19 protein-coding genes and 1 pseudogene are annotated in these 25,087 nt (G+C 67.0%); 7 read left to right on the top strand and 13 right to left on the bottom strand.

The window, feature by feature from the left end; genetic code table 11:
* Positions 1-98: 98 nt before the first annotated feature.
* The 5 genes from mnmE to rpmH all read right to left on the bottom strand — a co-directional run bounded on the left by mnmE (position 99) and on the right by rpmH (position 4,391).
* Positions 99-1,523: a tRNA uridine-5-carboxymethylaminomethyl(34) synthesis GTPase MnmE gene (gene mnmE, locus R9X41_RS23450; RefSeq protein WP_318632830.1), complete on the bottom strand. Its 1,425-nt coding sequence runs from the start codon at positions 1,521-1,523 to the stop codon at positions 99-101.
* Between the two features lie 176 nt (positions 1,524-1,699).
* Positions 1,700-3,424, bottom strand: coding sequence for a membrane protein insertase YidC (gene yidC / locus R9X41_RS23445; RefSeq protein ID WP_318632829.1), 1,725 nt, complete (start codon positions 3,422-3,424; stop codon positions 1,700-1,702).
* A complete protein-coding gene (gene yidD / locus R9X41_RS23440; protein ID WP_318632828.1) occupies positions 3,421-3,711 on the bottom strand; it encodes a membrane protein insertion efficiency factor YidD in 291 nt (96 codons plus the stop codon). The genes yidC and yidD overlap by 4 nt, the downstream gene beginning before the upstream one ends.
* The gene (locus R9X41_RS23435; RefSeq protein WP_318632827.1) at positions 3,708-4,160 is read right to left on the bottom strand and encodes a ribonuclease P protein component; all 453 of its coding nucleotides are present in this window, start codon (positions 4,158-4,160) and stop codon (positions 3,708-3,710) included. Before R9X41_RS23435 ends, yidD begins: the two co-directional genes overlap by 4 nt.
* A gap of 96 nt (positions 4,161-4,256) precedes the next feature.
* Positions 4,257-4,391 (bottom strand): 50S ribosomal protein L34, encoded by a 135-nt coding sequence (rpmH, locus tag R9X41_RS23430; protein ID WP_006299042.1) that lies wholly within the window; start codon positions 4,389-4,391, stop codon positions 4,257-4,259.
* A gap of 400 nt (positions 4,392-4,791) precedes the next feature.
* Between rpmH and dnaA the strand changes: the two genes are divergently transcribed.
* From dnaA to R9X41_RS23405, 4 genes and pseudogenes are all read left to right on the top strand, one after another.
* The gene (dnaA, locus tag R9X41_RS23425) at positions 4,792-6,216 is read left to right on the top strand and encodes a chromosomal replication initiator protein DnaA (RefSeq protein WP_318632826.1); all 1,425 of its coding nucleotides are present in this window, start codon (positions 4,792-4,794) and stop codon (positions 6,214-6,216) included.
* A 104-nt stretch (positions 6,217-6,320) separates the two neighbouring features.
* Positions 6,321-7,442: a DNA polymerase III subunit beta gene (gene dnaN / locus R9X41_RS23420; RefSeq protein WP_318632825.1), complete on the top strand. Its 1,122-nt coding sequence runs from the start codon at positions 6,321-6,323 to the stop codon at positions 7,440-7,442.
* Positions 7,443-7,576: 134 nt separating this feature from the next.
* Positions 7,577-10,189, top strand: coding sequence for a DNA topoisomerase (ATP-hydrolyzing) subunit B (gene gyrB / locus R9X41_RS23415; protein ID WP_318632824.1), 2,613 nt, complete (start codon positions 7,577-7,579; stop codon positions 10,187-10,189).
* Positions 10,190-10,516: 327 nt separating this feature from the next.
* Positions 10,517-11,394: pseudogene (locus tag R9X41_RS23405) on the top strand (nucleotidyltransferase domain-containing protein).
* 55 nt (positions 11,395-11,449) lie between these two features.
* On the opposite strand, the gene R9X41_RS23400 reads toward R9X41_RS23405, so the two are convergent.
* A complete protein-coding gene (locus tag R9X41_RS23400; RefSeq protein WP_318632823.1) occupies positions 11,450-11,803 on the bottom strand; it encodes a DUF3892 domain-containing protein in 354 nt (117 codons plus the stop codon).
* A 190-nt stretch (positions 11,804-11,993) separates the two neighbouring features.
* Here R9X41_RS23400 and R9X41_RS23395 point away from each other — a divergent pair, with 190 nt between their 5' ends.
* Positions 11,994-14,063, top strand: a complete 2,070-nt coding sequence (locus R9X41_RS23395) for an NAD(+) synthase (RefSeq protein ID WP_318632822.1) — start codon at positions 11,994-11,996, stop codon at positions 14,061-14,063.
* Between the two features lie 244 nt (positions 14,064-14,307).
* Here the strand turns inward: R9X41_RS23395 and R9X41_RS23390 are convergent, their stop codons facing one another.
* Together R9X41_RS23390 and R9X41_RS23385 are read right to left on the bottom strand one after the other, a co-directional pair.
* On the bottom strand, positions 14,308-15,357 hold the full coding sequence (locus R9X41_RS23390; RefSeq protein WP_318632821.1) for an NAD(P)-dependent alcohol dehydrogenase: 1,050 nt from the start codon (positions 15,355-15,357) through the stop codon (positions 14,308-14,310).
* A gap of 114 nt (positions 15,358-15,471) precedes the next feature.
* Positions 15,472-16,383: a LysR family transcriptional regulator gene (locus R9X41_RS23385; RefSeq protein WP_318632820.1), complete on the bottom strand. Its 912-nt coding sequence runs from the start codon at positions 16,381-16,383 to the stop codon at positions 15,472-15,474.
* A gap of 87 nt (positions 16,384-16,470) precedes the next feature.
* Between R9X41_RS23385 and R9X41_RS23380 the strand changes: the two genes are divergently transcribed.
* Positions 16,471-17,481, top strand: coding sequence for a zinc-binding alcohol dehydrogenase family protein (locus R9X41_RS23380; protein ID WP_318632819.1), 1,011 nt, complete (start codon positions 16,471-16,473; stop codon positions 17,479-17,481).
* Between the two features lie 49 nt (positions 17,482-17,530).
* Entirely contained in the window at positions 17,531-18,451 is a 921-nt protein-coding gene (locus R9X41_RS23375; protein ID WP_318632818.1) for a cation diffusion facilitator family transporter, read from the top strand.
* 10 nt (positions 18,452-18,461) lie between these two features.
* Here the strand turns inward: R9X41_RS23375 and R9X41_RS23370 are convergent, their stop codons facing one another.
* The 5 genes from R9X41_RS23370 to R9X41_RS23350 form a co-directional block, all read right to left on the bottom strand.
* Complete coding sequence (locus R9X41_RS23370; protein ID WP_318632817.1) at positions 18,462-18,815, bottom strand: DUF3175 domain-containing protein; 354 nt, start codon at positions 18,813-18,815, stop codon at positions 18,462-18,464.
* Between the two features lie 109 nt (positions 18,816-18,924).
* Entirely contained in the window at positions 18,925-20,424 is a 1,500-nt protein-coding gene (locus R9X41_RS23365; protein ID WP_318632816.1) for an efflux transporter outer membrane subunit, read from the bottom strand.
* A 1-nt stretch (position 20,425) separates the two neighbouring features.
* Positions 20,426-22,045 (bottom strand): DHA2 family efflux MFS transporter permease subunit, encoded by a 1,620-nt coding sequence (locus tag R9X41_RS23360; RefSeq protein WP_318632815.1) that lies wholly within the window; start codon positions 22,043-22,045, stop codon positions 20,426-20,428.
* The gene (locus tag R9X41_RS23355) at positions 22,042-23,367 is read right to left on the bottom strand and encodes an HlyD family secretion protein (protein ID WP_318632814.1); all 1,326 of its coding nucleotides are present in this window, start codon (positions 23,365-23,367) and stop codon (positions 22,042-22,044) included. The genes R9X41_RS23360 and R9X41_RS23355 overlap by 4 nt, the downstream gene beginning before the upstream one ends.
* Before the next feature lie 108 nt (positions 23,368-23,475).
* On the bottom strand, positions 23,476-24,990 hold the full coding sequence (locus R9X41_RS23350) for a MocR-like pyridoxine biosynthesis transcription factor PdxR (protein ID WP_412556645.1): 1,515 nt from the start codon (positions 24,988-24,990) through the stop codon (positions 23,476-23,478).
* Positions 24,991-25,087: the final 97 nt, after the last annotated feature.

The following is a 25,087-nucleotide window of genomic DNA, read 5'->3' as shown; positions in this document are numbered from 1 at the left end:
CCCAAGGCGCCGGCTGTTCGCTTTTTCCGTAACATTATGCGTTGCACATGGGCACGTGCTCATGGCGCGCTGCAAAGCTTCGCGCAGGAACGCGAGCCTTATTTGCCGATGCAGAAGCGCGAGAAGATCACGCCGAGCAGATCGTCCGCGCCGAACTCGCCGGTAATCGCACCCAGCGCGTTCTGCGCCAGGCGCAGTTCCTCGGCCAGCAGGTCGAGCGCCGCATTGCCCAGGGCGAGTCGCTCGTGGGCATCGGCCAGATGCTCGTCGACCTCGCGCAGCGCCTGCAGATGCCGTTCCCGCGCCAGGTAGAGCCCTTCCGGCGCGGACTGCCAGCCGGCAACCTCGAGCAGTCGGCGCCGCAACAGGTCGAGGCCCGCGCCGGTGCGGGCCGACAGCCGGATCGCGTCTTCGCCCATCGCCGCCGGCAGTGCGGCATCGACCGCATCGCTCTTGTTCCAGACCTGCAGCACCGGCACCGCGCGCCCGACCGCGCGCTCGTCCATCGTGCGGCGGATGTCGTCGTCGCCCGCGTCGTAACGGGCCTCGCCGGCCCGCGAAAGATCGTGCAGGAACAGCACCGCGTCGGCGCGCCCGATCTCGTCCCAGGCCCGGGCGATGCCAATGCTTTCCACCGCGTCGTCGCTGGCGCGCAACCCGGCCGTGTCGACCACGTGCAGCGGCACGCCTTCGATCTGGATGGTCTGGGTGACCTTGTCGCGCGTCGTGCCGGCGATCGGCGTCACGATGGCCAGTTCGGCACCGGCCAGGGCGTTCAGCAACGAAGACTTGCCGGCGTTGGGCTGCCCGGCGATCACCACGGTGATGCCCTCGCGCAGCAGCGCGCCCTGCCGTGCGCGTTGGCGCACCGCATCGAGCCGGCCGCGCAGGCGGTCGAGCTGACCCTGGGCGTCGGCCTGCTGGAGAAAGTCGATCTCTTCCTCGGGAAAATCCAGCGTCGCCTCCACCAGCATGCGCAACTGGATGAGCGCATCGCGCAGCCCGGCGATCTCATCGGAAAACGCACCCGACAGCGATCGCCCGGCACTGCGCGCCGCCGCCTCGGTGCTGGCGTCGATCAGGTCCGCTACCGCTTCGGCCTGTGCCAGATCCAGTTTGTCGTTGAGAAATGCGCGCTCGGTGAACTCGCCCGGCCGCGCCAGCCGCAAGCGCTTGAGCAGCGGCTGGCCGCTCGCCGGGTCGACCATCGACGCGGCCTCCAGGCAGCGCGCCAGCAGCAACTGCAGCACCACCGGACCGCCATGGCCCTGCAGCTCCAGGACATGCTCGCCGGTATAGGAATGCGGCGCGGGAAAGCGCAGCGCCAGCCCGTGGTCGATTGCCTGCCCTTGCGTATCGCGAAACGGCACGTAGCAAGCTTCCCGGGCCGGCAGCACCCGACCGCCCAGCGCCAGCGCCAGCGGCGCGACATCCACCGGGCTGCTGATGCGCACGATGCCCACCCCACCGCGCCCCGGGGCGGTGGCGATGGCGACGATGGGATCCTGGCGGTCAGCGGACATGGAAGGCGATTCTGGCGTCGAAAACAAAAAAGCCGCCAGACCACCAGCGGCTTAAGAAGAAAGGGCAATGCAAAGCGCGCCGACTAGCCGAGGGGCGTGGCAGCGAGGCTACGCCGAGCCAGCCCGCCGCCCCCTTCCAGGGGGAAGGCGAAGACGCGAAGCGCGTAGCCTGGGGGTTACTTGGTCACCCCAAGACGGCGATTGATGACGTACTGCTGGCTGATCGACAGGATGTTGTTCGTCAGCCAGTACAGCACCAGGCCGGCCGGGAAGAAGAAGAACATCACGCTGAAGGCCAGCGGCATGATCCACATCAGCTTGGCCTGGACCGGGTCCGGCGGCGTCGGGTTGAGCGCGGTCTGCAGCACCGAGGTCGCGGTCATCAGCAGCGGCAGGATGAAGAACGGATCCGGCGTCGACAGGTCGGTGATCCACAGCACCCAGGGCGCGCCGCGCATCTCCACGCTCGACAGCAGCACCCAGTACAGCGAGATGAACACCGGGATCTGGATCACGATGGGGAAGCAGCCACCCATCGGGTTGACCTTTTCCTCGCGGTAGATCCGCATCATTTCCTTCTGCATTTCCTGCGGCTTGTCCTTGAGCCGCTCGCGCATCGCCATGATCTTGGGGTTGATCGCCTTCATCTTGGCCATGCTGGCGTAGGCCTTGGCGTTGAGCCAGAAGAACGCTGCCTTGAGCAGCACCACCAGTGCCACGATGGACCAGCCCCAGTTGTGCAGCATGCCGTGCAGCTTGTCGAGCAGCCAGTACAGCGGCTTGGCCAGGATGGTCAGCCAGCCATAGTCCTTGACCAGCTCCAGGCCGGGCATCAGGGCTTCGAGCTTGTTTTCTTCCTGCGGGCCGGCAAACAACGTGGCGTCGATCGTCTTGGAGGCGCCCGGTGCCAGCGTGCCCAGCGGCGTGATCATGCCGACGGCGTAGAGGTTGTTGTCGACCTTGCGCATGAACAGGTCACGCTGGATGCCGTTGCCCAGCAGCCAGGCCGAGGCGAAGTAATGCTGCACCATCGCCACGTAGCCGGTGTCGGAGTGCTTCTCGATGTCGACCTTGTTCTCCTCGATCTTCTTGAAGTCGACCTTCTGGTACTTTTTCTCGGTGGTGTAGATCGCCGGACCGGTGAAGGTCGAATAGAACGAGGGCATGTGGTCCATGCCGAAGAACTGCAGCGCCTTGGGCGCCGGAATCTTCTCGGCGTCGGTGTTGCCGTCGCGCACGAGCTGCAGGTAGAGCTGCGGCGTGACCGGCGCGGTGCCGGTGTTGACCACCTGCTGCGCCACGTCGATCGCGTAACTGCCACGGGTCAGCGTATAGGTCTTGACCAGCTTCACGCCGCCGACGTCGGGCGACTCGAACTTGATCTGCAGGGTGTTCTGCCCTTCGGCCAGCGCGCGCGGGCCGGGCACGATGGTCATCACCGTCTTGTGCGTGGGGAACGCGCCGCCGATCAGGCCGGTCTGCGCGACGTAGACGCGGGTGGGGCTGTCTTCGAGCAGCTGAAAGCTTTGCTGCCGGTTTTCCAGTTCGCCGTGGGCGAGCAGCTCGCCGCGCACCAGCGTGCCGCCGGCCGAGTCGAAGACCAGGCGGTACACGTCGGTCGTGACCTCGACACGCTCGGACGGACGGGTGGTGACCGCCGGCGGCAGCTCGGTGCCACCTGCCGTCACCGCACCACCCGACGGCGCCGGGGTGGACGACACCGTCGGCACCGAGGAAGCGCCCTCCTGCTTGCTGGCGTCAGGGCTCGGCGCGGTCGCCACGGGCGTGGTCGAAGGGAAGAAGGTCGGCTGGTGACCGTTGTAGATCTGCCATTTGTCCCACAGCAGGACCATGGAAAAGCCAAAGATCACCCACAGGATGGTGCGGCGGATGTCGGTCATGAGTTCGTCTTCGCGGGAGATTGGGTAGCGCCGAGCCACGCGAAAAGGCGTGGCGGCGTTTCGGGAACCGGGTCGCAGCCACCGGCACACCAGGGCTGGCAACGGGCGATGCGCACGGCGGCGAGATAGCTGCCTGCGGCCGCGCCATGGCGGCCGAGCGCATCGATGGCATAGGCCGAGCAGGTCGGCTCGAATCGGCATTGGTTGCCGAGCCAGGGCGACAGCACCAGCCGATAGGCGCGCACGGCCATGATGGCCGCGCGGCGGGGCCAGAGCGCGGGCGTCATGGGCGGCTGTCGCGGTCGATGCGCGCGAGAAGCAATTGCACCTCGGCCCGCACGGCCGCCTTGAGCGCATCGGACGATGCACTCACGAACTGCTTGCGGTCGAAACCACTCTTCAGACGCACCACGTAGGCGGCCTGCGGCAGCATCGATTCGGCGGCGCCGCCGATCGTGTAGATCTGGCGCTTGATCGCATTGCGGGTAACCGCGCGCTTGGCCCAGCGCTTGGGCACCATCGCACCGAGCCAGGTGTGGTCGGTGTGGGTGAACAACGGTGCGAACGCAGGCGCGGCACTTTCTTCGCCCACTTTTTCCACAGACTTGTCCACAGCATGCACAACAACACCGGCGGGCACGAGTGCCAGCCGGTGAAGGGCGAAATGGGAAGTGCGCGCCACGATGCCGCCGGCGAGGACGGCCTGGAACTGCGGCCGTGTCTTCAGCCGCTGCACGCGATCACCATGCCGGATGCGATGGAGATTCCGCGCCGGCCCGGCGTCGCCCGAAAAGGGAGAGCCTCACCATGGCGCAGGAAGGGCGTGCCTTCCTCAGACTGCCAGGCGCTTGCGGCCCTTGGCGCGGCGGGCATTGATCACGGCGCGGCCGCCACGGGTCTTCATGCGGACGAGAAAACCGTGGGTGCGCGCACGGCGGATCTTGGAAGGCTGATAGGTGCGCTTCATGGCGAAATTCCTGGACAAAAATAATGGGAAGGCGACCGCGGAAATGATGATCCGCGACCCTGTCGGCAAATTTCCCCGGTGTTGTTCCTGCCGGCCTGGGGCCATGGAAACAACGACAAAAAGCCTCGCCAGCTGGGGCCGTGGCTCTCTCGTACGACCCGTACCGCTCGCCAGATGGCAGAGCAGGGGTCCGCGAGAAAGCCGGTGCGGGCGGCCTTCCGTCCCGAAAAGTGATTTCAGGGAAACCGCGAATTATCACCCAGTATCGCGCCGCGTGGCAACCGTTGGCCCCGAAGCGGCCGTTCGGACCGACCCTTCGACCATGTGGACAAGGTCTTGATAATCTAGAATCCGGGGGTTTGGCACCTCGTGCCTGTCCACAGAGCACGCACCTCCAACAATGATTCCGGGACTACCCGCCGGCGCCGCGCCGGCCGCCGCAGACGACGCAGGCCACAGCCTGTGGCAGGCCTGCGCCGAACAACTGGCCCAGGAACTGCCCGAACAGCAGTTCAACACCTGGATCAAACCCCTCGTCGCCCACGTGGCGCCCGATTTTTCCAAGGTCACGCTCTACGTCGCCAACCGCTTCAAGCTCGACTGGATCCGGGCGCAGTACTCGGGCCGCATCTCGCAGCTGCTTGAGCACATCTACGGCCACACGGTCGCGCTCGAACTGACCATCGCCGCCCGTGAAGCCCCGCCGCGCATGGCCGCGCCGCTGCCGCCGGTGCAGGTCGACGTGCCGGCCCCGGCCGAGCCGGTGGCCATTGGCGAGACGGCCGAGTCCGCTGCCGGGGGCTTTCGCAGCCGTCTCAATCCGGCCCTCACCTTCGACACCCTGGTCGAGGGTACGGCCAACCGCATGGCGCGCGCCGCGGCCATGCACGTGGCGGGCACCCCCGGCCATCTGTACAACCCGCTGTTCATCTACGGCGGCGTCGGCCTCGGCAAGACCCATCTGGTGCACGCCGTGGGCAACAAGCTGCTGGCCGACAAGCCCGACTCGAAAGTTCTCTACATCCACGCCGAGCAGTTCGTCTCGGATGTGGTCAAGGCCTACCAGCGCAAGACCTTCGACGAGTTCAAGGAGCGTTACCACTCGCTCGACCTGCTGCTGATCGACGACGTTCAGTTCTTCGCCAACAAGGACCGCACGCAGGAAGAATTCTTCAACGCCTTCGAGGCCCTGCTGGCCAAGAAGTCGCACATCGTGATGACGTCGGACACCTATCCCAAGGGCCTGGCCGACATCCATGAGCGCCTGGTGTCGCGCTTCGACTCCGGCCTGACCGTCGCCATCGAGCCGCCCGAGCTGGAAATGCGGGTGGCGATCCTGATCAACAAGGCGCGCTCCGAAGCTGCCGAGATGCCCGAGGAAGTCGCCTTCTTCGTCGCCAAGAACGTGCGCTCCAACGTGCGCGAACTCGAAGGTGCGTTGCGCAAGATCCTGGCTTATTCGCGCTTCAACCAAAAAGAGGTCTCGATCCAGCTGGCGCGCGAGGCACTGCGTGACCTGCTGTCGATCCAGAACCGGCAGATCGGTGTGGAGAACATCCAGAAGACGGTGGCCGACTACTACAAGATCAAGGTCGCCGACATGTACAGCAAGAAGCGGCCGGCCAGCATCGCGCGGCCGCGGCAGATCGCGATGTACCTGGCCAAGGAACTCACGCAGAAAAGCCTGCCGGAAATCGGCGAGCTCTTCGGCGGACGCGACCACACCACCGTGCTGCACGCGGTGCGCAAGATCGCCGCCGAACGTCAGCAGATCACCGAGCTCAACCAGCAATTGCACGTGCTGGAGCAAACCCTGAAGGGATGATCCGGGAAAGGGTCCGGCGGCAGGCAAAATGCGGTGTTTGCCCGCATCGCTAAGAAAACGTTGAAGTCAGCTCCTTACGGACTGAAATTGGAGAAGAGGTTGTCATGATCGTTTGGAAGGCCCCGCAGGAAAAGCTGCTGTCCGCGCTGCAATCGGTGGCAGGCATCGTCGAGCGTCGTCACACGCTGCCGATCCTGGCCAACGTGCTGGTGCAGAAAACCGGCCCGCAGTTGCAGCTCACCACGAGCGACCTGGAAATACAGATCCGCACCAGCGCCGAACTCGGCGGCGACGAAGGCAACTTCACCACCACCGTGGGCGCGCGCAAGCTCATCGACATCCTGCGCACCCTGCCCTCCGACCAGACCGTGTCGCTCGAATCCTCCGGCGGCAAGCTCATCCTCAAGGGCGGCAAGAGCCGCTTCACCTTGCAGTCGCTGCCGGCCGAGGACTTTCCCCTGGTGCAGGAAGCCGCCAATTTCGGCCCGCCCTTCAGCGTGCCGCAGAAGACGCTGAAGTCGCTGCTCGGCCAGGTCTCGTTCTCGATGGCGGTGCACGACATCCGCTATTACCTCAACGGCATCCTGTTCGTGGCCGAAGGCCGGCAGCTCGCGCTGGTCGCCACCGACGGCCATCGCCTGGCCTACGCCTCGGCCACGCTCGACGTCGACGTGCCCAAGCAGGAAGTCATCCTGCCGCGCAAGACCGTGCTGGAACTGCAGCGCCTGCTCTCCGACGGCGGCGATGCCGAGAATCCGCCGCGCATCACGATGCAGTTTGCCAACAACCAGGCCAAGTTCAGCTTCGACGGCATGGAGTTCGTCACCAAGCTGGTCGAGGGCAAGTTCCCCGACTACAACCGCGTGATTCCCAAGAATCACAAGAACAGCATCACCCTGGGTCGCGCGCCCCTGATGTCCACGCTGCAGCGCACTGCCATCCTGACCAGCGAGAAGTTCAAGGGCGTGCGCCTGAACCTGGAACCCGGCACCCTGCGCGTGGCCAGCAACAACGCCGAGCAGGAAGAGGCGGTCGACGAGCTCGACATCGACTACGGCGGCGACGCCATCGAGATCGGTTTCAACGTCGGCTACCTCATCGACGTGCTGGCCAACATGTCGCAGGACATGGTGACCTTCGAGCTGTCGGACTCCAACAGCTCGGCCCTCATCACCATTCCCGGCAACGAAGAATTCAAGTACGTGGTCATGCCGATGCGGATCTGATCCGCCGTCGACCAGCCTTTCAGACGTCCCGCCCCCGACCCGCGCGAACCGCGGGTTCGGCGTTTCTGAGATACCCGAGAAACACCGCCGAGATCGCCGCGTGAGCAGCGGCAACAGACCACCGGAAGCCCGACATGAGCGCAGAAAACAGCAACCCGCCCCACACCGAACCGGTCTACGAGGCCGAGATCGAGAACGCGGTGCCGGTCGAGATCACGCCCGACGGCGGCTACGGCGAAGGCGCCATCACCATCCTGGAAGGCCTGGAGGCCGTTCGCAAGCGCCCGGGCATGTACATCGGCGACACCAGCGACGGCACCGGCCTGCACCACCTGGTGTTCGAGGTGGTCGACAACTCGATCGACGAGGCGCTGGCCGGCTACTGCGACGACATCGTCGTCACCATCCATTCCGACAACTCCATCAGCGTCACCGACAACGGGCGCGGCATCCCCACCGGCATCAAGTTCGACGACAAGCACGAGCCGCGCCGCAGCGCCGCCGAGATCGCGCTGACCGAACTGCACGCCGGCGGCAAGTTCAACCAGAACAGCTACAAGGTCTCCGGCGGCCTGCACGGCGTGGGCGTGAGCTGCGTCAACGCGCTCAGCAAGATGCTGCGCCTGACCGTGCGGCGCGAGGGCAAGGTCCACGTGCTCGAATTCAGCCGCGGCTTCGTGCAGAACCGCCTGCTGGAGCAGCAGAACAGCGTGGAAGTCTCGCCGATGAAGATCATTGGCGACACCGACAAGCGCGGAACCGAGGTGCACTTTCTGCCGGACACCGAGATCTTCAAGGAAAACAACGATTTCCATTACGAGATCCTGGCCAAGCGGCTGCGCGAGCTGAGCTTTCTCAACAACGGCGTGCGCATCCGCCTGAAAGACGAGCGCACCGGCAAGGAAGACGACTTCTCCGGCGCTGGCGGCGTGCGCGGCTTCGTCGAATTCATCAACAAGGGCAAGACCGTCCTGCATCCCACCTCGTTCTATGCGGCGGGCGAAAAACCGGCCGAAACCTACGGCGGCATTCCCGGCACCCACATCGGCGTGGAAGTGGCCATGCAGTGGAACAGCAGCTTTAGCGAGCAGGTGCTCTGCTTCACCAACAACATCCCGCAGCGCGACGGCGGCACCCACCTCACCGGCCTGCGCGCCGCGATGACGCGAGTCATCAACAAGTACATCGAAGAGCACGAATTCGCCAAGAAGGCCAAGGTCGAAGTCACCGGCGACGACATGCGCGAAGGCCTGTGCTGCGTGCTCAGCGTGAAGGTACCCGAGCCCAAGTTCTCCAGCCAGACCAAGGACAAGCTGGTCTCCAGCGAGGTGCGCGCGCCGGTCGAGGACATCGTCGGCCGCCTGCTCACCGACTACCTGCTCGAGCGTCCGAACGACGCCAAGATCATCTGCGGCAAGATCATCGAGGCCGCTCGTGCCCGTGAAGCCGCCCGCAAGGCGCGCGACATGACCCGCCGCAAGGGCGTGCTCGACGGCATGGGCCTGCCCGGCAAGCTCGCCGACTGCCAGGAGAAAGACCCCGCCATGTGCGAGATCTACCTGGTGGAGGGCGACTCCGCCGGCGGCAGCGCCAAGCAGGGGCGCGACCGCAAGTTCCAGGCGATCCTGCCGCTGCGCGGCAAGATCCTCAACGTGGAGAAGGCGCGCTACGAGAAGCTACTCACCTCCAACGAAATCCTGACCCTCATCACCGCGCTCGGCACCGGCATCGGCAAGGCCACCGGCGTGGGCGGCACCGCCGGCGTGGACGACTTCAACGTCGCCAAGCTGCGCTACCACCGCATCATCATCATGACCGACGCGGACGTCGACGGCGCCCACATCCGCACGCTGCTGCTGACCTTCTTCTACCGCCAGATGCCCGAGCTCGTCGAGCGCGGCCACATCTACATCGCTCAGCCGCCGCTCTACAAGGTGAAGGTCGGCAAGGAAGAGCAGTACCTCAAGGACGGCTCCGAGCTCGACGGTTTTCTGCTGCGCGTGGCACTCAAGGACGCGAGCGTCGCCACCGGCGGCGCCGACTCGCGCCGGATCGAGGGCGACACCCTGCGAGAGCTCGCCGCCAAGCACCAGATCGCCGAAGGCGTCATCACCCGCCTGGGCGGCTTCATGGACATCGAGGCGCTGCGTGCCATCGCCGACGGCGTCGCCCTGGACCTGGACACGGTCGAGGCGGCCGAAGGCAGCGCGGTGCGCCTGCAGGCCTACCTGCGCGAACTGCAGACCACCGGCGTGCCGGCCGAAGTGGCCGGCGAATTCGACACCCGCACCGACAAGCCGATCCTGCGCATCAGCCGCCGCCACCACGGCAACGTGAAGAGCAGCGTCATCACGCAGGATTTCGTGCATGGCGCCGACTACGAGGCGCTGGCCCTGGCCGCCGCCACCTTCAACGGCCTGCTGTCCGACGGCGCGACCGTGCGGCGCGGCGAAGGTGAGCGCGGCAAGGAAGAAAAGGTCGGCGACTTCCGCGCCGCCATGCGCTGGCTGCTGTCCGAGGCCGAACGCGCCACCGCGCGTCAGCGCTACAAGGGCCTGGGCGAGATGAACCCCGAGCAGCTGTGGGAAACCACCATGGACCCGAACGTGCGCCGCCTGCTGCGGGTGCAGATCGACGATGCGATCGAAGCCGATCGGGTGTTCACCATGTTGATGGGCGACGAAGTGGAGCCGCGGCGGGATTTCATCGAGACCAACGCGTTGCGGGCGGCGAATATCGACGTTTGATTCTTTCGTTCCCGTCGAACGAAGCACAGAATGCGAAAAAAAGGCCAATGGGACGTGCAACCCATGGGCCTTTTGCATTGGGCGAGACCGGACGGCGCTCACGACAAAGCGGCGAGTCATGGCGCGATGGTTTTTTCCACGAATGCCGCAAGCGCGAAAGCATCACCGACAAGGTCACGGTGGCCTGCCGAGACATCGACCCCGCCGAGGCCGTCCGGAGGATCTGGTGGTCGTAATGCTGTACTTGAACCGGATGGCGTGTGTCGACAGGTGAAGTGAAGGCAGTCTTCGTGCTCACCGACTTGCCGAAGAACTCGGAGGTCGAAAATGATGGACGAACGGGTTTCGAGCGCGCACTCCGTGTCGGAAGAGGTGAGGACCGAAGTGCTGAAGAGTCTGGCGGCCGTCGAGCGCCCGCATCAGGTGAAGGTTCTCTTCGCTTGCGAGTCGGGAAGCCGGGGCTGGGACTTCGCCTCGCGGACAGCGACTACGACGTGCGATTCATCTACGTCCAACGCCTCTCCTGGCATCTGCCCGTCGAGCCCGGACGAGACGGGATCGAACTGCCCATCAGCGGCGACCTCGATATCAACGGCTGGTGCTTGCGCAAGACACTGCACCTCATGCGCAACTCCAACCCGACCGTGCTCGAATGGTTGCGGTCACCGATCGTCACCGGCAGGAGGCCCTGTAAGTAGAACGTCTGCAGCAACTCGCCGATGTCAGCTTCTCGCCGGCGCGCGCGTACCGCCACTACCTGTCGATGGCGAAAAAGAAGAACCTGCACGAACACCTCTGCGGCGAAGTCGTCCGGTACAAGAAAGATCTCTACGTGCTGCGCCACTTGCTGGCGGCACGCGGGATCCGTGAAGGCCGCGGCGTACCCCCCCATGCGTTTTGCCGCACCGGCGAGCCAGGTCTTGACCGACCATGCCTTGCTCGACGAAGTCGACGCCCTGCTGGACGCCAAGATGCGGGCGGGCGAGGCGGCGACGAGCCCATGGTGGGTCGGCATCCATGATTTCATCGAAGCGGAGATGGCCGAAGCGATGAGGACGGCGCCGCATACGGGCGCAGAAATGGACGCGGTAGCGGCTGACCGGTACCTGCATGACGCCGTCCTGCGTTTCGACGCCGCGGGCTCGCGCCGAAAGACCACGATCGATATCGATGGCTTTACCGCACGCTGTGAGCCACCAGTTTGAAGCGCGGGCGTCGGATTCACTCGGGAATCGTCGAAGACGGCCGCGGCGAACCGTTTCAGGTCCGCGACCGAAACCGCTTCGGATACCGCGTCTCGCTGGTCACCCCCGCCCGGATGATGCGAAAGCTCGGCCGGCATTCCGGCAGCGCCAACAGGTGCTGGGTCCACTCGCCGTGGAACTGCGCCTGCAGATAGGGGCAGTGGCCGGCCTCGCGGCGGACTTCGATGAAGATGCGGGTCTGCGTCTGCGGGTCGACGGTATAGAAGCGGTTGACCCGGCTCATGACCTGGACCACCGCCAACTCCACCGGCACCATGCATCCGAAGCCCAGGTGGCCCAGATGGGTGATCTCATGGTGGTCGGCATCCGGTCGTACACGCTGGACGCAGTTCACTTCTAATTCGTTCATCGCACTTCGCTCCGTCGTATTAGTAATAGTGAGCGCATACATATTGCGCGAGCCACGTATGCTAGTGGGGGCCTCCGGTCACGTAAAGCGCTTTCGCCGATCGAATCCGGCCTCTGCCGGTATCAGGCAGAGCCGCCGTACAGGACTTACAGTCGACCGAATCGAGACGATCCTGACGAAAGAGCCCGTGGTGACTTCCAGCGACCTTCCTTTCCACAACCCCTACCGCCACGGCTTTGCCCGACTGGGCGTGGCGGTGCCCCGCAACCGGGTGGCCGATCCGGTTTTCAATGCGGCCGAGACCATTCGCCTCTACCGCGAAGCCTGCACCCAAGGGGCCGCGCTGGTGGCTTTTCCGGAACTGGGCCTTTCGGCCTATACCTGCGAAGATCTTTTTCATCAGAGCGCCCTGCTCGACGCCTGCGAGGTCGCGCTGCAGGCGGTGGTCGACGCCTCGCGCGAGGTCGCGGCGGTGGCGATCGTCGGATTGCCGCTGCGGGTGGAGCACCGGCTGTTCAACTGCGCGGCGGTCGTCGCCGGCGGACGGCTCCTCGGGGTGCTGCCCAAGACCTACCTGCCCAACTACGGCGAGTTCTACGAGGCCCGCCAGTTCAACGGCGCCGACACCGCCCTGGCCACCGAGATCGAGCTCTGCGGCACGGTCGCGCCCTTCGGCACCGACCTGCTCTTCCAGGCGCGACAGTTGCCGCTGCTCAAGCTCCACGTGGAGATCTGCGAGGACGTCTGGGTGCCGATCCCGCCCAGCAGCTACGCGGCGCTGGCCGGCGCGACGGTGCTGGTCAACCTGTCGGCATCCAACATCACCATCGGCAAGTCGGAGTACCGGCACAAACTGGTGAGTCTGCAATCGGCACGTTGCCAGGCGGCCTATCTGTATTCGTCGGCCGGCATCGGCGAGTCGACCACCGACCTGGCCTGGGACGGCCAGGCGCTGATCTACGAGGCCGGTGAACTGCTGGCCGAGAGCGAGCGTTTTTCCAACCAATCGCACCTGATCCTGGCCGATGCCGACCTGGAGCGCATGTCACGCGAGCGGATGCGGCAGAACAGCTTCGGCACGTCGGTGCAGAAGCACCGCCAGCAGCTCTCGGGCTGGCGCACCGTGGTGTTCGACCTGCCCCTGCCCGCCACGGTGCCCGGCGGCCTGATGCGGCGGCTGGAGCGCTTTCCCTATGTGCCTTCGGATGCCGCCAGCCGCGACGAGCGCTGCCACGAAACCTTCAATATTCAAGTGCAGTCGCTCGTGCAGCGCCTGGAAGCGAGCAAGATCCAGAAGGTGGTGATCGGCGTCTCCGGCGGGCTCGACTCCACCCACACCCTGCTGGTGCTGGCGCAGACCATGGACCGTCTGGGCCTGCCGCGCAGCAACATCCTCGGCTTCACCATGCCGGGCTTCGCGACCAGCGAACGTACGTTGCAGCAGGCGCACCAGCTGATGGCCGCCATCGGCTGCACCGCGCGCGAGATCGACATCCGCCCGAGTTGCATCCAGATGCTGGCGGACCTGGGGCATCCCTTCCACGACGGCAAGCCGGTCTACGACATCACGTTCGAGAACGTGCAGGCGGGTGAGCGCACCAGCCATCTGTTCCGCTTGGCCAACTTCCACAACGCGATCGTGGCGGGCACCGGCGACCTGAGCGAGCTGGCGCTGGGCTGGTGCACCTACGGGGTGGGCGACCATATGTCGCACTACAACGTGAATGCGTCGGTGCCCAAGACGCTGATCAAGCACCTGGTGCGGTGGGTGGCCGACACCGGGCTCCTGGGCGGCGATGGCAGCACCGTGCTGCGCAACATTCTCTCGACCGAGATCAGTCCGGAACTGATTCCGCATGAGGCGGCGGGTGGGGGTGCGCAGCCGGGGCAGCGGACCGAGGACACGATCGGGCCTTACGAGTTGCAGGACTTTCACCTGTACTACACGGTGCGGTATGGGTTTCGGCCTGGCAAGGTGGCTTATCTGGCTTATTCGGCTTGGCACGACCGGGAGATCGGCGGGTGGCCTGAGGATTTGCTGGATCCGCACCACGAGTACTCGCTGGCGGAGATTCGGAAGCACCTGCGAACCTTTGTCTGGCGGTTTTTTCAGATCAGTCAGTTCAAGAGGTCTTGCGTGCCTAATGCGCCGAAGATCGGGTCGGGGGGGTCGTTGTCGCCACGCGGCGATTGGCGGGCGCCTAGTGATTCGGAATCTGCTGTCTGGATGGCGGATCTGGAAAATATTCCGATGGAATAGGTTTTTTTGGTTTGGGTTAAAGGGGTTTTCGGGGTTGTTTATTAACCTTCAATTTATTAGGGGTGGGGCGTTTCTTTGGTTGGCGGGTTTTCTGTTTTCTTTCTTCTACTGTTCGTAGGGTGGAGCTGGGGGCTCGCAAGCCCCCAGCTCCACCCTCGGCAGAGAGAAGAAATACGCAAATCCAAAAAAGCCCGCTCTGCAAAAGTAAGAATTCAACCCCACCGAGCGTTCAGCAGAAGAAGAATCAGCGAATAGTCCCCATATCCACCACGAACCGATACTTGACATCGCTCTTGAGCATCCGCTCATAAGCCCCATTAATCTCATCCATCCGAATAACTTCAATATCCGACACAATCCCGTGCTTGGCACAAAAATCAAGCATTTCCTGCGTCTCGCGGATGCCACCGATAAGCGAGCCAGCCAGGCGCCGACGCTTGAGGATCAGGCTGAACACATTGGGCGAGGGATGCGGAGAATCAGGCGCCCCGACCAGCGTCATCGTCCCATCGAGCTTGAGCAGGGCCAGAAAAGCATCGAGATCATGCGGCGCGGCCACGGTGTTGAGGATGAAATCCAGCTTCCCCGCCTGAGCAGCCATCTCCTCAGGGTTGCGAGAAACCACCACCTCGCTAGCCCCCAGCCGCAACGCATCCTCGCGCTTGCTGGCAGAAGTGGTGAACAGCACCACATGCGCGCCCATCGCCGCCGCGATCTTCACGCCCATGTGGCCGAGCCCACCCAGCCCGACCACCCCCACCTTGGAGCCCGGTCCGATATTCCACTGCCGCAGCGGCGAATAGGTGGTGATGCCCGCGCACAGCAGCGGCGCGACGGCCGCGAGCGAGGCCTCGTCGTGGCTGATCTTCAGCACGAAGCTCTCGCGCACGACCATGGCGCTGGAATAGCCGCCGAAGGTGTTCTCGCCGCCGAACATCGGACCGTTGTAGGTGCCGGTGAAACCGTTTTCGCAGTACTGCTCGATGCCGTCCGTGCAGGGCTGGCAATGCTGGCAGCTGTCGACCATGCAGCCCACGCCGACGATGTCGCCGACCTTGAACTTGCTCACCAGCGAACCCACCGCGGTGACGCGGCCGACGATCTCGTGGCCGGGCACCGAGGGATAGAGAGTGTTCTTCCATTCGTTGCGGGCGGTGTGCAGATCCGAGTGGCAAACGCCGCAGAACAGCACGTCGAGCGCGACGTCGAGTTCGCCCGGAGCGCGGCGTTCGATGGTCAACGGGGCCAGCGGGGTCTCGGCGGAGGTGGCGGCGTAGGCGAGCGCTTGGGTCATGGCGATGTCCGTTCGGTTGGGAGTGGGTGGAAAAAAACACGCGACCATATCGCGTCGGCCGCACGGCTGCATGACCATGCCGCGCTGTCCCCACGCGCCTGCCGGCCAGCCGGTTCAGGCGCTCGCATCGGCGAACTTCGTGGCAAGAAAATCGACCAGCGCCCGCACCCGCGCCGGCACGAAGCGCCCGCTCGGCAGCACGGCGTTGAGCGGATAGTCCTCGCACTTCCATCCCGGCAGCAGGGCCACCAGCGCGCCGCTGGCGATGTCCTGGGCCACGTCCAGGCGCGACTTGCACAGCACGCCGGCACCGCCCAGCGCCCACTGGTGGACGATGGCCGCGTCGTCGGCCATGCGGTCGCCGCGCACCCGCACTTCCTGCCAGGCGCCGCCGCCGTCCACCGGCGCATATCGCCACCGATCGTGCGGGCCGCGCGCCACGTGGTAGGTGAGGCAGTTGTGCTGCAGCAGGTCCTGCGGCGTGCGCGGCGTGCCCCGGCGCGCCAGGTAGGCGGGCGATGCGCAGGTGACGCGATCGCCGACCGCCAGGCGCCGCGCCACCAGCCGGGAGTCGGCCAGCTCGCCCAGGCGCAGGGCCACGTCGACCTCGTCGCGCACCACGTCGAGCAGGCGGTCGCTGACCGACAGCGACAGCACCACACCGGGATGCGCGGCCAGGAACTCGTCCAGCCAGGGTAGCAGCACGCTGCGGGTGAGGTCGGAGGGCCCGGCCAGCCGCACCCTGCCGAGCAGCGCGCCCTGCCCCACCGTCAGCTGCGAGCCGGCCTCGGCCAGCAGGTCGAGTGCCCGGTCGGCGTAGCCAATCAGGCCGATACATTCGGCCGTCGGCCGCAGGGCCCGGGTGCTGCGCTCGAAAAGGCGCACGCCGGTCTGCCGCTCCAGCCGCTTGAGCGCCGCGCTGGCCGCCGCCGGGCTCATGCCGAGCAGGCGCCCGGCGGCGCTGAGCGATCCGGTGCGGGCCGCATGGCTGATCAATCGAAGGTCCGAGAGATTTTCAAACTGCATTTGAAACTGATCCGTCGCCGAGGCTGCTTATCAAGCGGCGATTGTCGAACTAGAGTTCATCCGATTCATCGACCAAGGACACACCACATGAAAGCCATTGGCTTTGCCCAGCCCCTTCCCATCGACCAGCCCGGCGCCCTGCAGGACATCGAGCTGCCCGCCCCGCAACCCGGCCCGCGCGACCTGCTGGTGCGGGTGCAGGCGGTGTCGGTCAACCCGGTCGACACCAAGGTGCGCCGCAACGCCAAACCCGCACCCGGCCAATTCCGCGTGCTGGGCTGGGACGCCGTCGGCACGGTGGAAGCGACAGGCGCGCAGGTGCGCAACTTCCAGCCGGGCGACCGCGTCTACTACGCCGGCTCCATCCTGCGTCCCGGCACCAACAGCGAATTGCATGCGGTCGACGAACGCATCGTGGCGCTGGCGCCGAAGTCGCTTTCCGACACCCAGGCTGCCGCGCTGCCGCTGACCTCGATCACCGCCTACGAACTGCTGTTCGACCGCCTCGGCGTGGCGCACGGGGGCGGTGCCGGGCAGACGCTGCTGGTGGTGGGCGGCGCGGGCGGCGTCGGCTCCATCCTGATCCAGCTGGCGCGCCAGCTGACGCAGCTGCGTATCGTGGCTACCGCCTCGCGAGCCGAAACGCGCCAGTGGTGCCTGGACCTTGGCGCGCACCTGGTGGTGGACCACCGCTTCCCGCTGGCCGCTGCCCTGCGCGAAGAAGGCATCGCCTCGGTCGACATGGTCGCCAGCCTGACGCAGACCGAGCAGCACTACGAGCAGCTGATCGAAGCGCTGATGCCGCAAGGCAAGCTCGCCGTCATCGACGACATGCCGGTGCTCAATGCGATGCCGCTCAAGAGCAAGTGCATCTCGCTGCACTGGGAGATCATGTTCGCCCGCTCCAGCTACGAGACCCCCGACATGCACCGCCAGGGCGAGCTGCTGGCCGAGGTGGCGCAGCTGGTCGATGCCGGCCGGGTGCGTACCACGCTGGGCGAGCAATTCGGCAGGATCGACGCGGCCAACCTGACCCGCGCGCATGCCTTCATCGAAAGCGGCAAGGCCCAGGGCAAGGTGGTGCTCGAAGGCTTCTGAGCGGGGCCAACGGGGTCGCCGGCGCGGGCGCGGCACGACAATGGCGGACATGCAGACCGTCCGTCCCGCTCCAGCGCCCGATCCCCTCGTCCCGGACGATGCCGATGCCGCCCTGCGCACGGCAGCCGGCAGCCGCAGCACCTGGGTCAGCGTGGCGGTCAACGTCGCGCTGTCGGCGCTGCAGTTCACGATCGGCATCTTCTCGGGCTCGCAGGGCCTGATCGCCGACGCGCTGCATTCGCTCACCGACCTGGTCAGCGACGCGATCGTGCTGGTGGCCGGGCCGCTCGCCCGCCGCGAGGCCGATGCCGACCACCCCTACGGCCACCACCGCTTCGAAACTGCCGCCACGCTGGCGCTGGGTGTGCTGATGCTGGTCGTGGGCCTGGGCATGGCGGCCACCGCCGTGGTGCGGCTGGAAACGCCCGAGGCGATACCGCAGGTGCACGGCGTGGCGCTGGTGGTGGCGGTGGTGGCGCTGATCGCCAAGGAGGGCTTGTTCCGCTACATGCTGGCCGTGGCGCGGCGGCTGCGTTCGACCCTGCTGGTGGCCAATGCGTGGCATGCACGATCGGACGCGGCGTCTTCGCTGGTGGTGGGCATCGGCATCGTCGGCAACCTGTGCGGCTACCCGCTGCTCGATCCGGTGGCCGCGCTGATCGTGGGCGGCATGGTGGCGCGCATGGGCTGGACCTTCGGCTGGGACGCGCTGCAGGACCTGATGGATCGCGGCGCGGACGAAGACGCCGTCGCGGCCATTGGCCTCACCCTGGCACAGACGCCTGGCGTACGCGGCGTGCACGACCTGCGCACCCGCCGCATGGGCGACCTGCTGGCGGTGGACGTGCACCTGGAGGTGGACGGCGGGCTGACCGTGGAGGCAGCCCATGCGATCACGGTCGAGGCCCGGCAGCGGGTGATGGCCGGCCACGAGGTGCTGAGCGTGATGACGCACCTCGACCCGGTCTGAGGCCAGTCGCTCAGGCCCTGCCCGGGCCTTCCTGGGGGCGCTTGGCCGGCTTGTTCCCGGTCTGCTTTTTCTTCGAAGCGCCCGCGGCGGGCTTGCCGTAGAGCGCGCGCAGCTCGTCCTTGGCATCGTCGAGGTGCTTGCGCTGCGCGGCTTCCAGATGCTCGCCGGCGCGGTTGATGTAGAAGTTGAGCATCGACATCGCCGAGCGAAAAGGCTCGGCTTTGCGGCGGTCGCTGTGCTCGGCCGAGGCCTTGAGCGAGCGGGCGATCTTCTTCGGGTCGGTCTGCTTGAAGACGCCGTCCTTCAGGTCCATCGCGTCACTGGTTTCGGTCACGTGCTGCGACCATCGCTTGCTGTCAGCCATGGCGGCTCCCGCAGGGCAGTTTTGGAGCAGCCGATGTTCGCGCCACCACCGGGGCACAGCGTCGGAATCGATCCGCATGCGCTGTCGGTGGCACGCCCTCGCGGCGATGTCAGCGGGCGGCGACCGGCGCGTCGGGCGGCTCGGACCAGCCCAGGCCCAGGCTCTTTTGCAGGGACACGTATTGCGTGACCAGCGCCGTAGCGCCACGGGTCAGGCCGTCCTCGGCCTGCAGCCGCTGGCGTTCGGCGTCGAGCGCGTCGAGCAGGCTGGCGGTGCCGCCCCGATAGCGCGTCTGCGCGATGGCAGCCGACCGGGTGGCGGTGTCGCGCGACAGGGCCAGTTGCTCCAGCGTCTCGCGCTGGCTCCGGTAGCGTGAGACGCCCTGCTCCGCATCCTGCAGCGCCGCGAGCACCGCCTGCCGATAGCGCGCCTCGGCCTCGTCGTAGGCGGCCTGCGACTGGCGGACCCGGGCACGGTTGCCGCCGAAGTCCAGGAAGTTCCATTGCAGGATCGGCCCGCCGATCACCGCCAGGCTGTCGTGGTGAAACAGGTCGGACGCGCTGCTCGACGAAAAGCCGATGTTGCCGAACAGCGTGACGCGGGGAAAGCGCCGGGCGATCGCCTGGCCGATGGCCGCATTGCCGGCGGCCAGCGTCCGTTCGGCCGCGCGCACGTCGGGCCGCCGCCGCAGCAGCGATGCCGGATCGCCCACGGCCACCGCCGCCGGCAGCTTCGGCAAAGCCGCCGGCTGGCGCAGGTCGGCATCGAGGGCACCGGGCTCCTGGCCGGTGAGCAGCGCCAGCTGGTCCAGGGTTTCGGTGATCCGGCCAGGTAGCGGCACCACGTCGGCCTGGGTGCCGGTGAGCTGGGCGCGCGCACGCTCGACGTCCAGGTCGTCGGCGGTGCCGCCCTGCCGGCGCATTTCGACCAGCGCGAGCATGCGGCGCTGGAGCGCGGTGTTGGCGCGGCCCAGTTCCAGCTGGCGCTGCAGCCCGCGCAGGCTGACATAGGCCTGGCCGACCTCGGCGGCGAGCTGCACCTGGGCATCCTGGTACTGGGCCACGGCGGCATCGGACTGCGCTGCCGCGCCCTCGATGCCGCGCCGCACGCCGCCGAAGATATCGATCTCCCACATGGCGTCGAAACCGGCGGTATAGAAATCGATGGTGCGCCGGCCTTCAGATGCCTGCCCGCCTTCTGCCGAGCCGGACGAAGACGACGATCCACCCAGCGCCGACAACGGGCTGCCCGGCGGTATCGAGGCCTTGATCGCCGCGCCGGTGGCGGTGGCGCCCGGCAGCGCGCCGGCGCGGCGTTGGGCCAGCGTGGCCCGCGACTGCCGGATACGTGCTTCGGCCGCCTGCAGGCTCGGGCTGGTGGCGAAGGCCTGCTCGATCAGGCGGGTGAGGATCGAATCGTCCAGCGCTTCCCACCAGCGCGCCGGCGGCGGCGCCGCGGGCTCCGATGCCGCGTCCGCACGGTGGAAGGCTCCGGCGGCCGAGGCCTGCGGCGCGGCGTCGGGCGCACCCCGGTAATCGGGGCCTGACGTGCACCCCGCCAGACCGGCGGCGGCCACGATGGTGATGAGTTGACGGGTGATGCTGCTCATGTCAGGTAGCCGGTCCGGCCTTCTGCCCCTGCGGCAGCGGCTTGAGAAACAGCACCAGCGGAATGGTGCACAGCAGGATCACGCCGAAGATCCAGAACAGGTCCGAATACGCCATGACCGTGGCCTGGCGTTCGACCTCGCGGCCGAACGCGCCGATGGCGCGCTGCAGGCCGGTGGCCGCGTCGCCGAAGCCCAGCTGCGATGCCAGGCCGCCGAGATAGTCCTGGCCGCGCGGCGAGTTGGCGGTGATCGATTCGCCCACCTGCTGCAGGTGCAGTGTGGTGCGGCGCTCCTGCAGCGTCGACACCAGCGCCAGGCCGAAGGAGCCGCCCAGGTTGCGCGCGCCGTTGAAGAGCCCGGCGGCGTCTTCGGCGTACTCCTTGCCGACCGAGCTCGTCGCCGCCTGGTTCAGGAACAGCATGCAGAAGTACTGGCCGAAGCCGCGCAGGATCTGTGGCCAGACGAAGTTCTCGCCGACCACGTCGGGCGTGAGGAAGGCGTTGAGGTAGCAGCTGCCGGCAAAGCACAGCAGGCCGAGCGCGATCAGCGCGCGGATGTCCACGGTGCGCGCCAGCAGCGGGAACAGCGGCATCATGCAGACCGCCGGAATGCCGCTGAGCAGCACCACGTAGCCCGCTTGCAGCGAGTTGTAGCCGGCCACGTTGGCGAGGTATTGCGGGATCAGGTAGAGCAGCCCGTAGAGCGCGCCGCCGACCACCAGGCTGATGAGAAAGACCATGCCGAAGGTGCGCTGGCGCAGGATGCGCAGGTAGACCACCGGCTCGCGCTTTTTCGATGCCGCCGTGAACTGCCCGATCGCCAGCGCGATGAAGCCGACCACCGAGCAGGCGGTCAGCTGGAGGATGAGCTCGGACTCGAACCAGCGCTCGCGCTGGCCCTCCTCCAGCACCACCGTGAGGCAACCCAGACCCACGGCGAGCCCGAAGATGCCCCACCAGTCGGCATTGGCCAGCAGCTCGGGCCGGCCCTTCTGCGCCGGCAGGCCGATGGCCAATAACGCGATCAGCACGATGCTCACCGGCAGGTTCAGAAAGAAGGCGTAGTGCCAGCTGATGTTCTCGGTCAGCCAGCCGCCCAGCAGCGGCCCGATCACCGGCCCGAGCACCGCGGTGATGCCGAACAGCGCCACGCCCACCGGCTGCTGGCGCGGCGGCAGCCGGGTGCTGACGATGGTCATGGCCGTGGGAATCATCGCGCCGCCGGTAAAGCCCTGCCCCACCCGGCCGATCACCATCTGCGCCAGCGAGGTCGACACGCCGCAGACCATCGAAAAGGCGATGAACAGAATGGTCGCGGCGAGCAGGAAACGGCGCAGGCCCAGCAGCCGCTGGAACCAGCCGGCCAGCGCGATCATGACGATCTCCGACACCAGATAGGCGGTGGAGATCCAGGTGCCCTCGGTGCCGGTGGCGCCGATCTCTCCCTGGATGGTGGGCAGCGAGGCATTCACGATCGACACGTCGAGCAATGCCATGAAGGAGCCGATGGTGCCGGCGGCCACCGCGAGCCAGGCACCGGAATCGGCGCGCTCGGCGCGGCCGGAGCGCTGCGCTTGCCCAGGCTGCCGTGCACCGCCGGCGCCGGCGCTGGCCGCACTCATCGGCCGGGCCCCGGCTGCACCGACTGGCGGTCGCGCTGCACCTCTTGCCGGCGCGCGTCCTCGCGGCCGTTTTCCGTGCGGTCGGATTCGTCCTCGGCCCGCTGCCGCTGGTCCCTGGCGCCCAGCGTGTCGACCTCCACCGTCACCGACAGCCCGGCCAGCAGCACCCGCCGCGACTCGGTGCCGGCGTCCACCCGGATGCGCACCGGCACCCGCTGCACGACCTTCGTGAAGTTGCCGGTGGCGTTCTGCGGTGGCAACAACGCGAACTGCGCGCCGGTGCCCGGCGAAAAACTCTCGACCTCCCCGTGCAGCACGCTGTCGGGCAGCGCATCGACATGGATGTCGGCCGGCTGGCCGATGCGCATCAGGCCGATCTGGGTTTCCTTGAAATTGGCGACCAGATAGATGTCGTCGACCGGCACCACCGACATCAGCCGCGTGGCCGGCTGCACGTACTGGCCCACCCGCACCGTGCGGTCGCCGATGCGCCCGGCGATGCTGCTTCGCACGACGGTCGCGCCGAGGTCGGCCTCGGCCTGGCGCAGCTGCGCCCGCGCCTGCTCCACCTGGGCCGCGGCGACCTTCTGCTGGGCGCGGAAGCTGCCTTCCTGGCGCGCCGCCGCTTCCCGCTGGGCCTGCGCGGCCGCCACCTGCGACAAGGCCTGGTCGCGTGTCTCGCGCAGGCGGTCGAGCTGCTCGGCGGTGTGCGCGCCCTGCGCCACCAGCGGGGTATAGCGGTCGACCTCTTCCTGTGCGTGTTTCAGGTTCTGGCGCGCGCCCTGCAGCTGGGCATCCGCCACCGCGATCTGCGAGCGTTGCTGGGCGATCTGCGCATCGCTCTGGGCAATGGAGGCCAGGCCCTGGTCGACCTGCGCCTGGGCCTGCTCGGCGCGGGCGCGGGTGTCGCGGGCGTCGATGCGCACCAGCGGCTGGCCGGCCTGCACCGTCTGGTTGTCGCGCACGTAGACCTCTTCCACATAGCCCGGCACCTTCGACGCGATGGCGACCAGGTCGGCCTGCAGATAGGCATCGTTGGTCTTCTGCACGAAGCGCCCGTGCCGCCAGTACTGCACGAACCAGATCGTGCCCGCCACCAGCACCACCAGGCCCAGCACGACGAGCGCGATGCGGACCTTGGGATTCTTCAGGGGCGAGGGCTTGGCGGGCTGGTCGCCGTCGGCCTTGCCGTCTTTCGGTGGCGATCCGTCCTCTCCCTTCTCGCCTTCCTGAGCGTCACCGGGGTCTTCCGGATCGCGATGTTGCCTTTCGCCCGCGTCGTGGTTCTTCGATTCGGTGGAAGGCTGGTCCTGTTCCGGCATGACGGTCGTTTCGCGAGCAGACGAATCGCAGAAGATGCCGATGACGGCGCCCGCTGTCCATCGCTCGCGCCACCACATCGCCTGTAGGACGCGGGCGACGCACTGTCCCTAGGCCGCGTCGGGCGCCTTGACCGCCTGCCGGATGCAGCGCACCACGATCTCGAAGGGCGCCAGCATCTGCTCCTGCGGCACGCTGGCGAAGCCGAGCAGCAGCCCGGCGCTACGGCGCCGGCCGAGGTAGTAGCGCGACAGCGGACGCACCAGCACGCCGGCCGCCGCGCATGCGTCGGTGACGGCCACGTCGTCGCAACCCACGGGCAGCGCGAGCACCAGGTGCAGGCCGGCGCCGGTGTCGTACTCGTGGATCCAGCCTTCGCCCAGCCACTGCTGCACCAGTCCTATCAGAAAGGCCCGCCGCGCGGCATACACCAGCCGCATGCGGCGGATATGCGCGGCGTACTGTCCCGACGAGATGAACTCGGCCAGCGCCGCCTGCATCAGCATGTGGCCGCCCCGGTAGAGCTCGGCCTGCGCGGTGCGAAAGGCGGCCGCCACCGTGGTGGGCACCACCATGTAGGCGATACGCAGGCCCGGGTAGAGCGTCTTGCTGAAGGTGCCGACATAGATCACCGGCGCATCCGGCAGCAGTCCCTGCAGCGAGGGGATCGGCTGGCCGGCGAAACGGAATTCGCTGTCGTAGTCGTCCTCCACGATCCAGGTGCCGTCGCGTGCCGCATGGGCCAGCAGGTCGAGCCGGCGCGACATGCTCATCACCGCGCCCAGCGGGTACTGGTGCGACGGCGTGACGAAGGCGAAGCGCGGCGGCTGCGCGGCCGGCCGGTCGCCAGGCGGCGGGCGCATGCCTTCGGCGTCCACCGGCAGGGGCTGCAGGGCGATGCCGTTGATCTCCAGCACGCTGCGCGTGCCCCAGTAGCCGGGCTCTTCCACCCAGGCGGTGTCGCCGGGGTCGCCGAGCACGCGGGTGATCAGGTCGATGGCCTGGTGCACGCCTTCGGTCACCACGATCTGCGAGGGCTCGCAGACCACCGAGCGCGCCTGCCGCAGATACACCGCCAGGCTTTCGTGCAGCGCGGCGTGGCCGCCGCCGGCCGCATAGCTCAGCGTGGCCGGCGACAGCGTGCGGCCGAGCCGTGCGGTGATCTGCGCGATTTTCTGGTGCGGCGCCTGCGTGATGTCGGGCAGCCCCGGCATGAACGCACCCCATTGCCGGGTCTGCGCCAGAGCGCCGTCGACCACCTTGCGCCCGCGCAACGACAGCCGTGCCGCCACGCCGCGCGAACGCAGCGTGCTGGCCGCCGACGGCCGGGGCAGCACCGGCAAATCGGGAATACGGTCGGCCACATAGGTGCCGCTGCCGGTCAGGCCCTTGGCATAACCCTCGGTCATCAGTTGCTCGTAGGCATGCATCACCGTGTTGCGCGAAATGCCAAGCTGCGCAGCCAGATCGCGCGAAGGCGGCAGGCGGCTGGCCGCCGGCAGGCTGCCGTCGTGGATGGCGGCGCGCAGGCATTCGTAGAGCAGCCGGTTGATCGGGTCGCCGGGCCGCGCGAGTTGCTCCGCCTGCAGGCGCTGGGCCAGGAGATCCACGCTGATCGATTTCAATTGGCACCATCCATATCGGCAAAGCGGAACTGGATTGTAGGACCGCTTCGACCTGTAATCAGCGGCGAACCTCCACCCATCTTTTTCCTTTTTCCGG

Origin of the sequence: Xylophilus sp. GOD-11R, assembly GCF_033546935.1 — a bacterium.
Taxonomy (GTDB): Bacteria; Pseudomonadota; Gammaproteobacteria; order Burkholderiales; family Burkholderiaceae_C; genus Xylophilus.
This window is presented reverse-complemented; position numbering and strand designations above follow the sequence as displayed.

Excerpts from the sequence above, each read along its gene's own strand:
- mnmE (WP_318632830.1), bottom strand. The coding sequence starts at position 1,523 with ATGTCCGCTGACCGCCAGGATCCCATCGTCGCCATCGCCACCGCCCCG.
- yidC (WP_318632829.1), bottom strand. The coding sequence starts at position 3,424 with ATGACCGACATCCGCCGCACCATCCTGTGGGTGATCTTTGGCTTTTCC.
- yidD (WP_318632828.1), bottom strand. The coding sequence starts at position 3,711 with ATGACGCCCGCGCTCTGGCCCCGCCGCGCGGCCATCATGGCCGTGCGC.
- rpmH (WP_006299042.1), bottom strand. The coding sequence starts at position 4,391 with ATGAAGCGCACCTATCAGCCTTCCAAGATCCGCCGTGCGCGCACCCAC.
- dnaA (WP_318632826.1), top strand. The coding sequence starts at position 4,792 with ATGATTCCGGGACTACCCGCCGGCGCCGCGCCGGCCGCCGCAGACGAC.
- dnaN (WP_318632825.1), top strand. The coding sequence starts at position 6,321 with ATGATCGTTTGGAAGGCCCCGCAGGAAAAGCTGCTGTCCGCGCTGCAA.
- gyrB (WP_318632824.1), top strand. The coding sequence starts at position 7,577 with ATGAGCGCAGAAAACAGCAACCCGCCCCACACCGAACCGGTCTACGAG.
- R9X41_RS23400 (WP_318632823.1), bottom strand. The coding sequence starts at position 11,803 with ATGAACGAATTAGAAGTGAACTGCGTCCAGCGTGTACGACCGGATGCC.
- R9X41_RS23390 (WP_318632821.1), bottom strand. The coding sequence starts at position 15,357 with ATGACCCAAGCGCTCGCCTACGCCGCCACCTCCGCCGAGACCCCGCTG.
- R9X41_RS23385 (WP_318632820.1), bottom strand. The coding sequence starts at position 16,383 with ATGCAGTTTGAAAATCTCTCGGACCTTCGATTGATCAGCCATGCGGCC.
- R9X41_RS23380 (WP_318632819.1), top strand. The coding sequence starts at position 16,471 with ATGAAAGCCATTGGCTTTGCCCAGCCCCTTCCCATCGACCAGCCCGGC.
- R9X41_RS23375 (WP_318632818.1), top strand. The coding sequence starts at position 17,531 with ATGCAGACCGTCCGTCCCGCTCCAGCGCCCGATCCCCTCGTCCCGGAC.
- R9X41_RS23370 (WP_318632817.1), bottom strand. The coding sequence starts at position 18,815 with ATGGCTGACAGCAAGCGATGGTCGCAGCACGTGACCGAAACCAGTGAC.
- R9X41_RS23365 (WP_318632816.1), bottom strand. The coding sequence starts at position 20,424 with ATGAGCAGCATCACCCGTCAACTCATCACCATCGTGGCCGCCGCCGGT.
- R9X41_RS23360 (WP_318632815.1), bottom strand. The coding sequence starts at position 22,045 with ATGAGTGCGGCCAGCGCCGGCGCCGGCGGTGCACGGCAGCCTGGGCAA.
- R9X41_RS23355 (WP_318632814.1), bottom strand. The coding sequence starts at position 23,367 with ATGCCGGAACAGGACCAGCCTTCCACCGAATCGAAGAACCACGACGCG.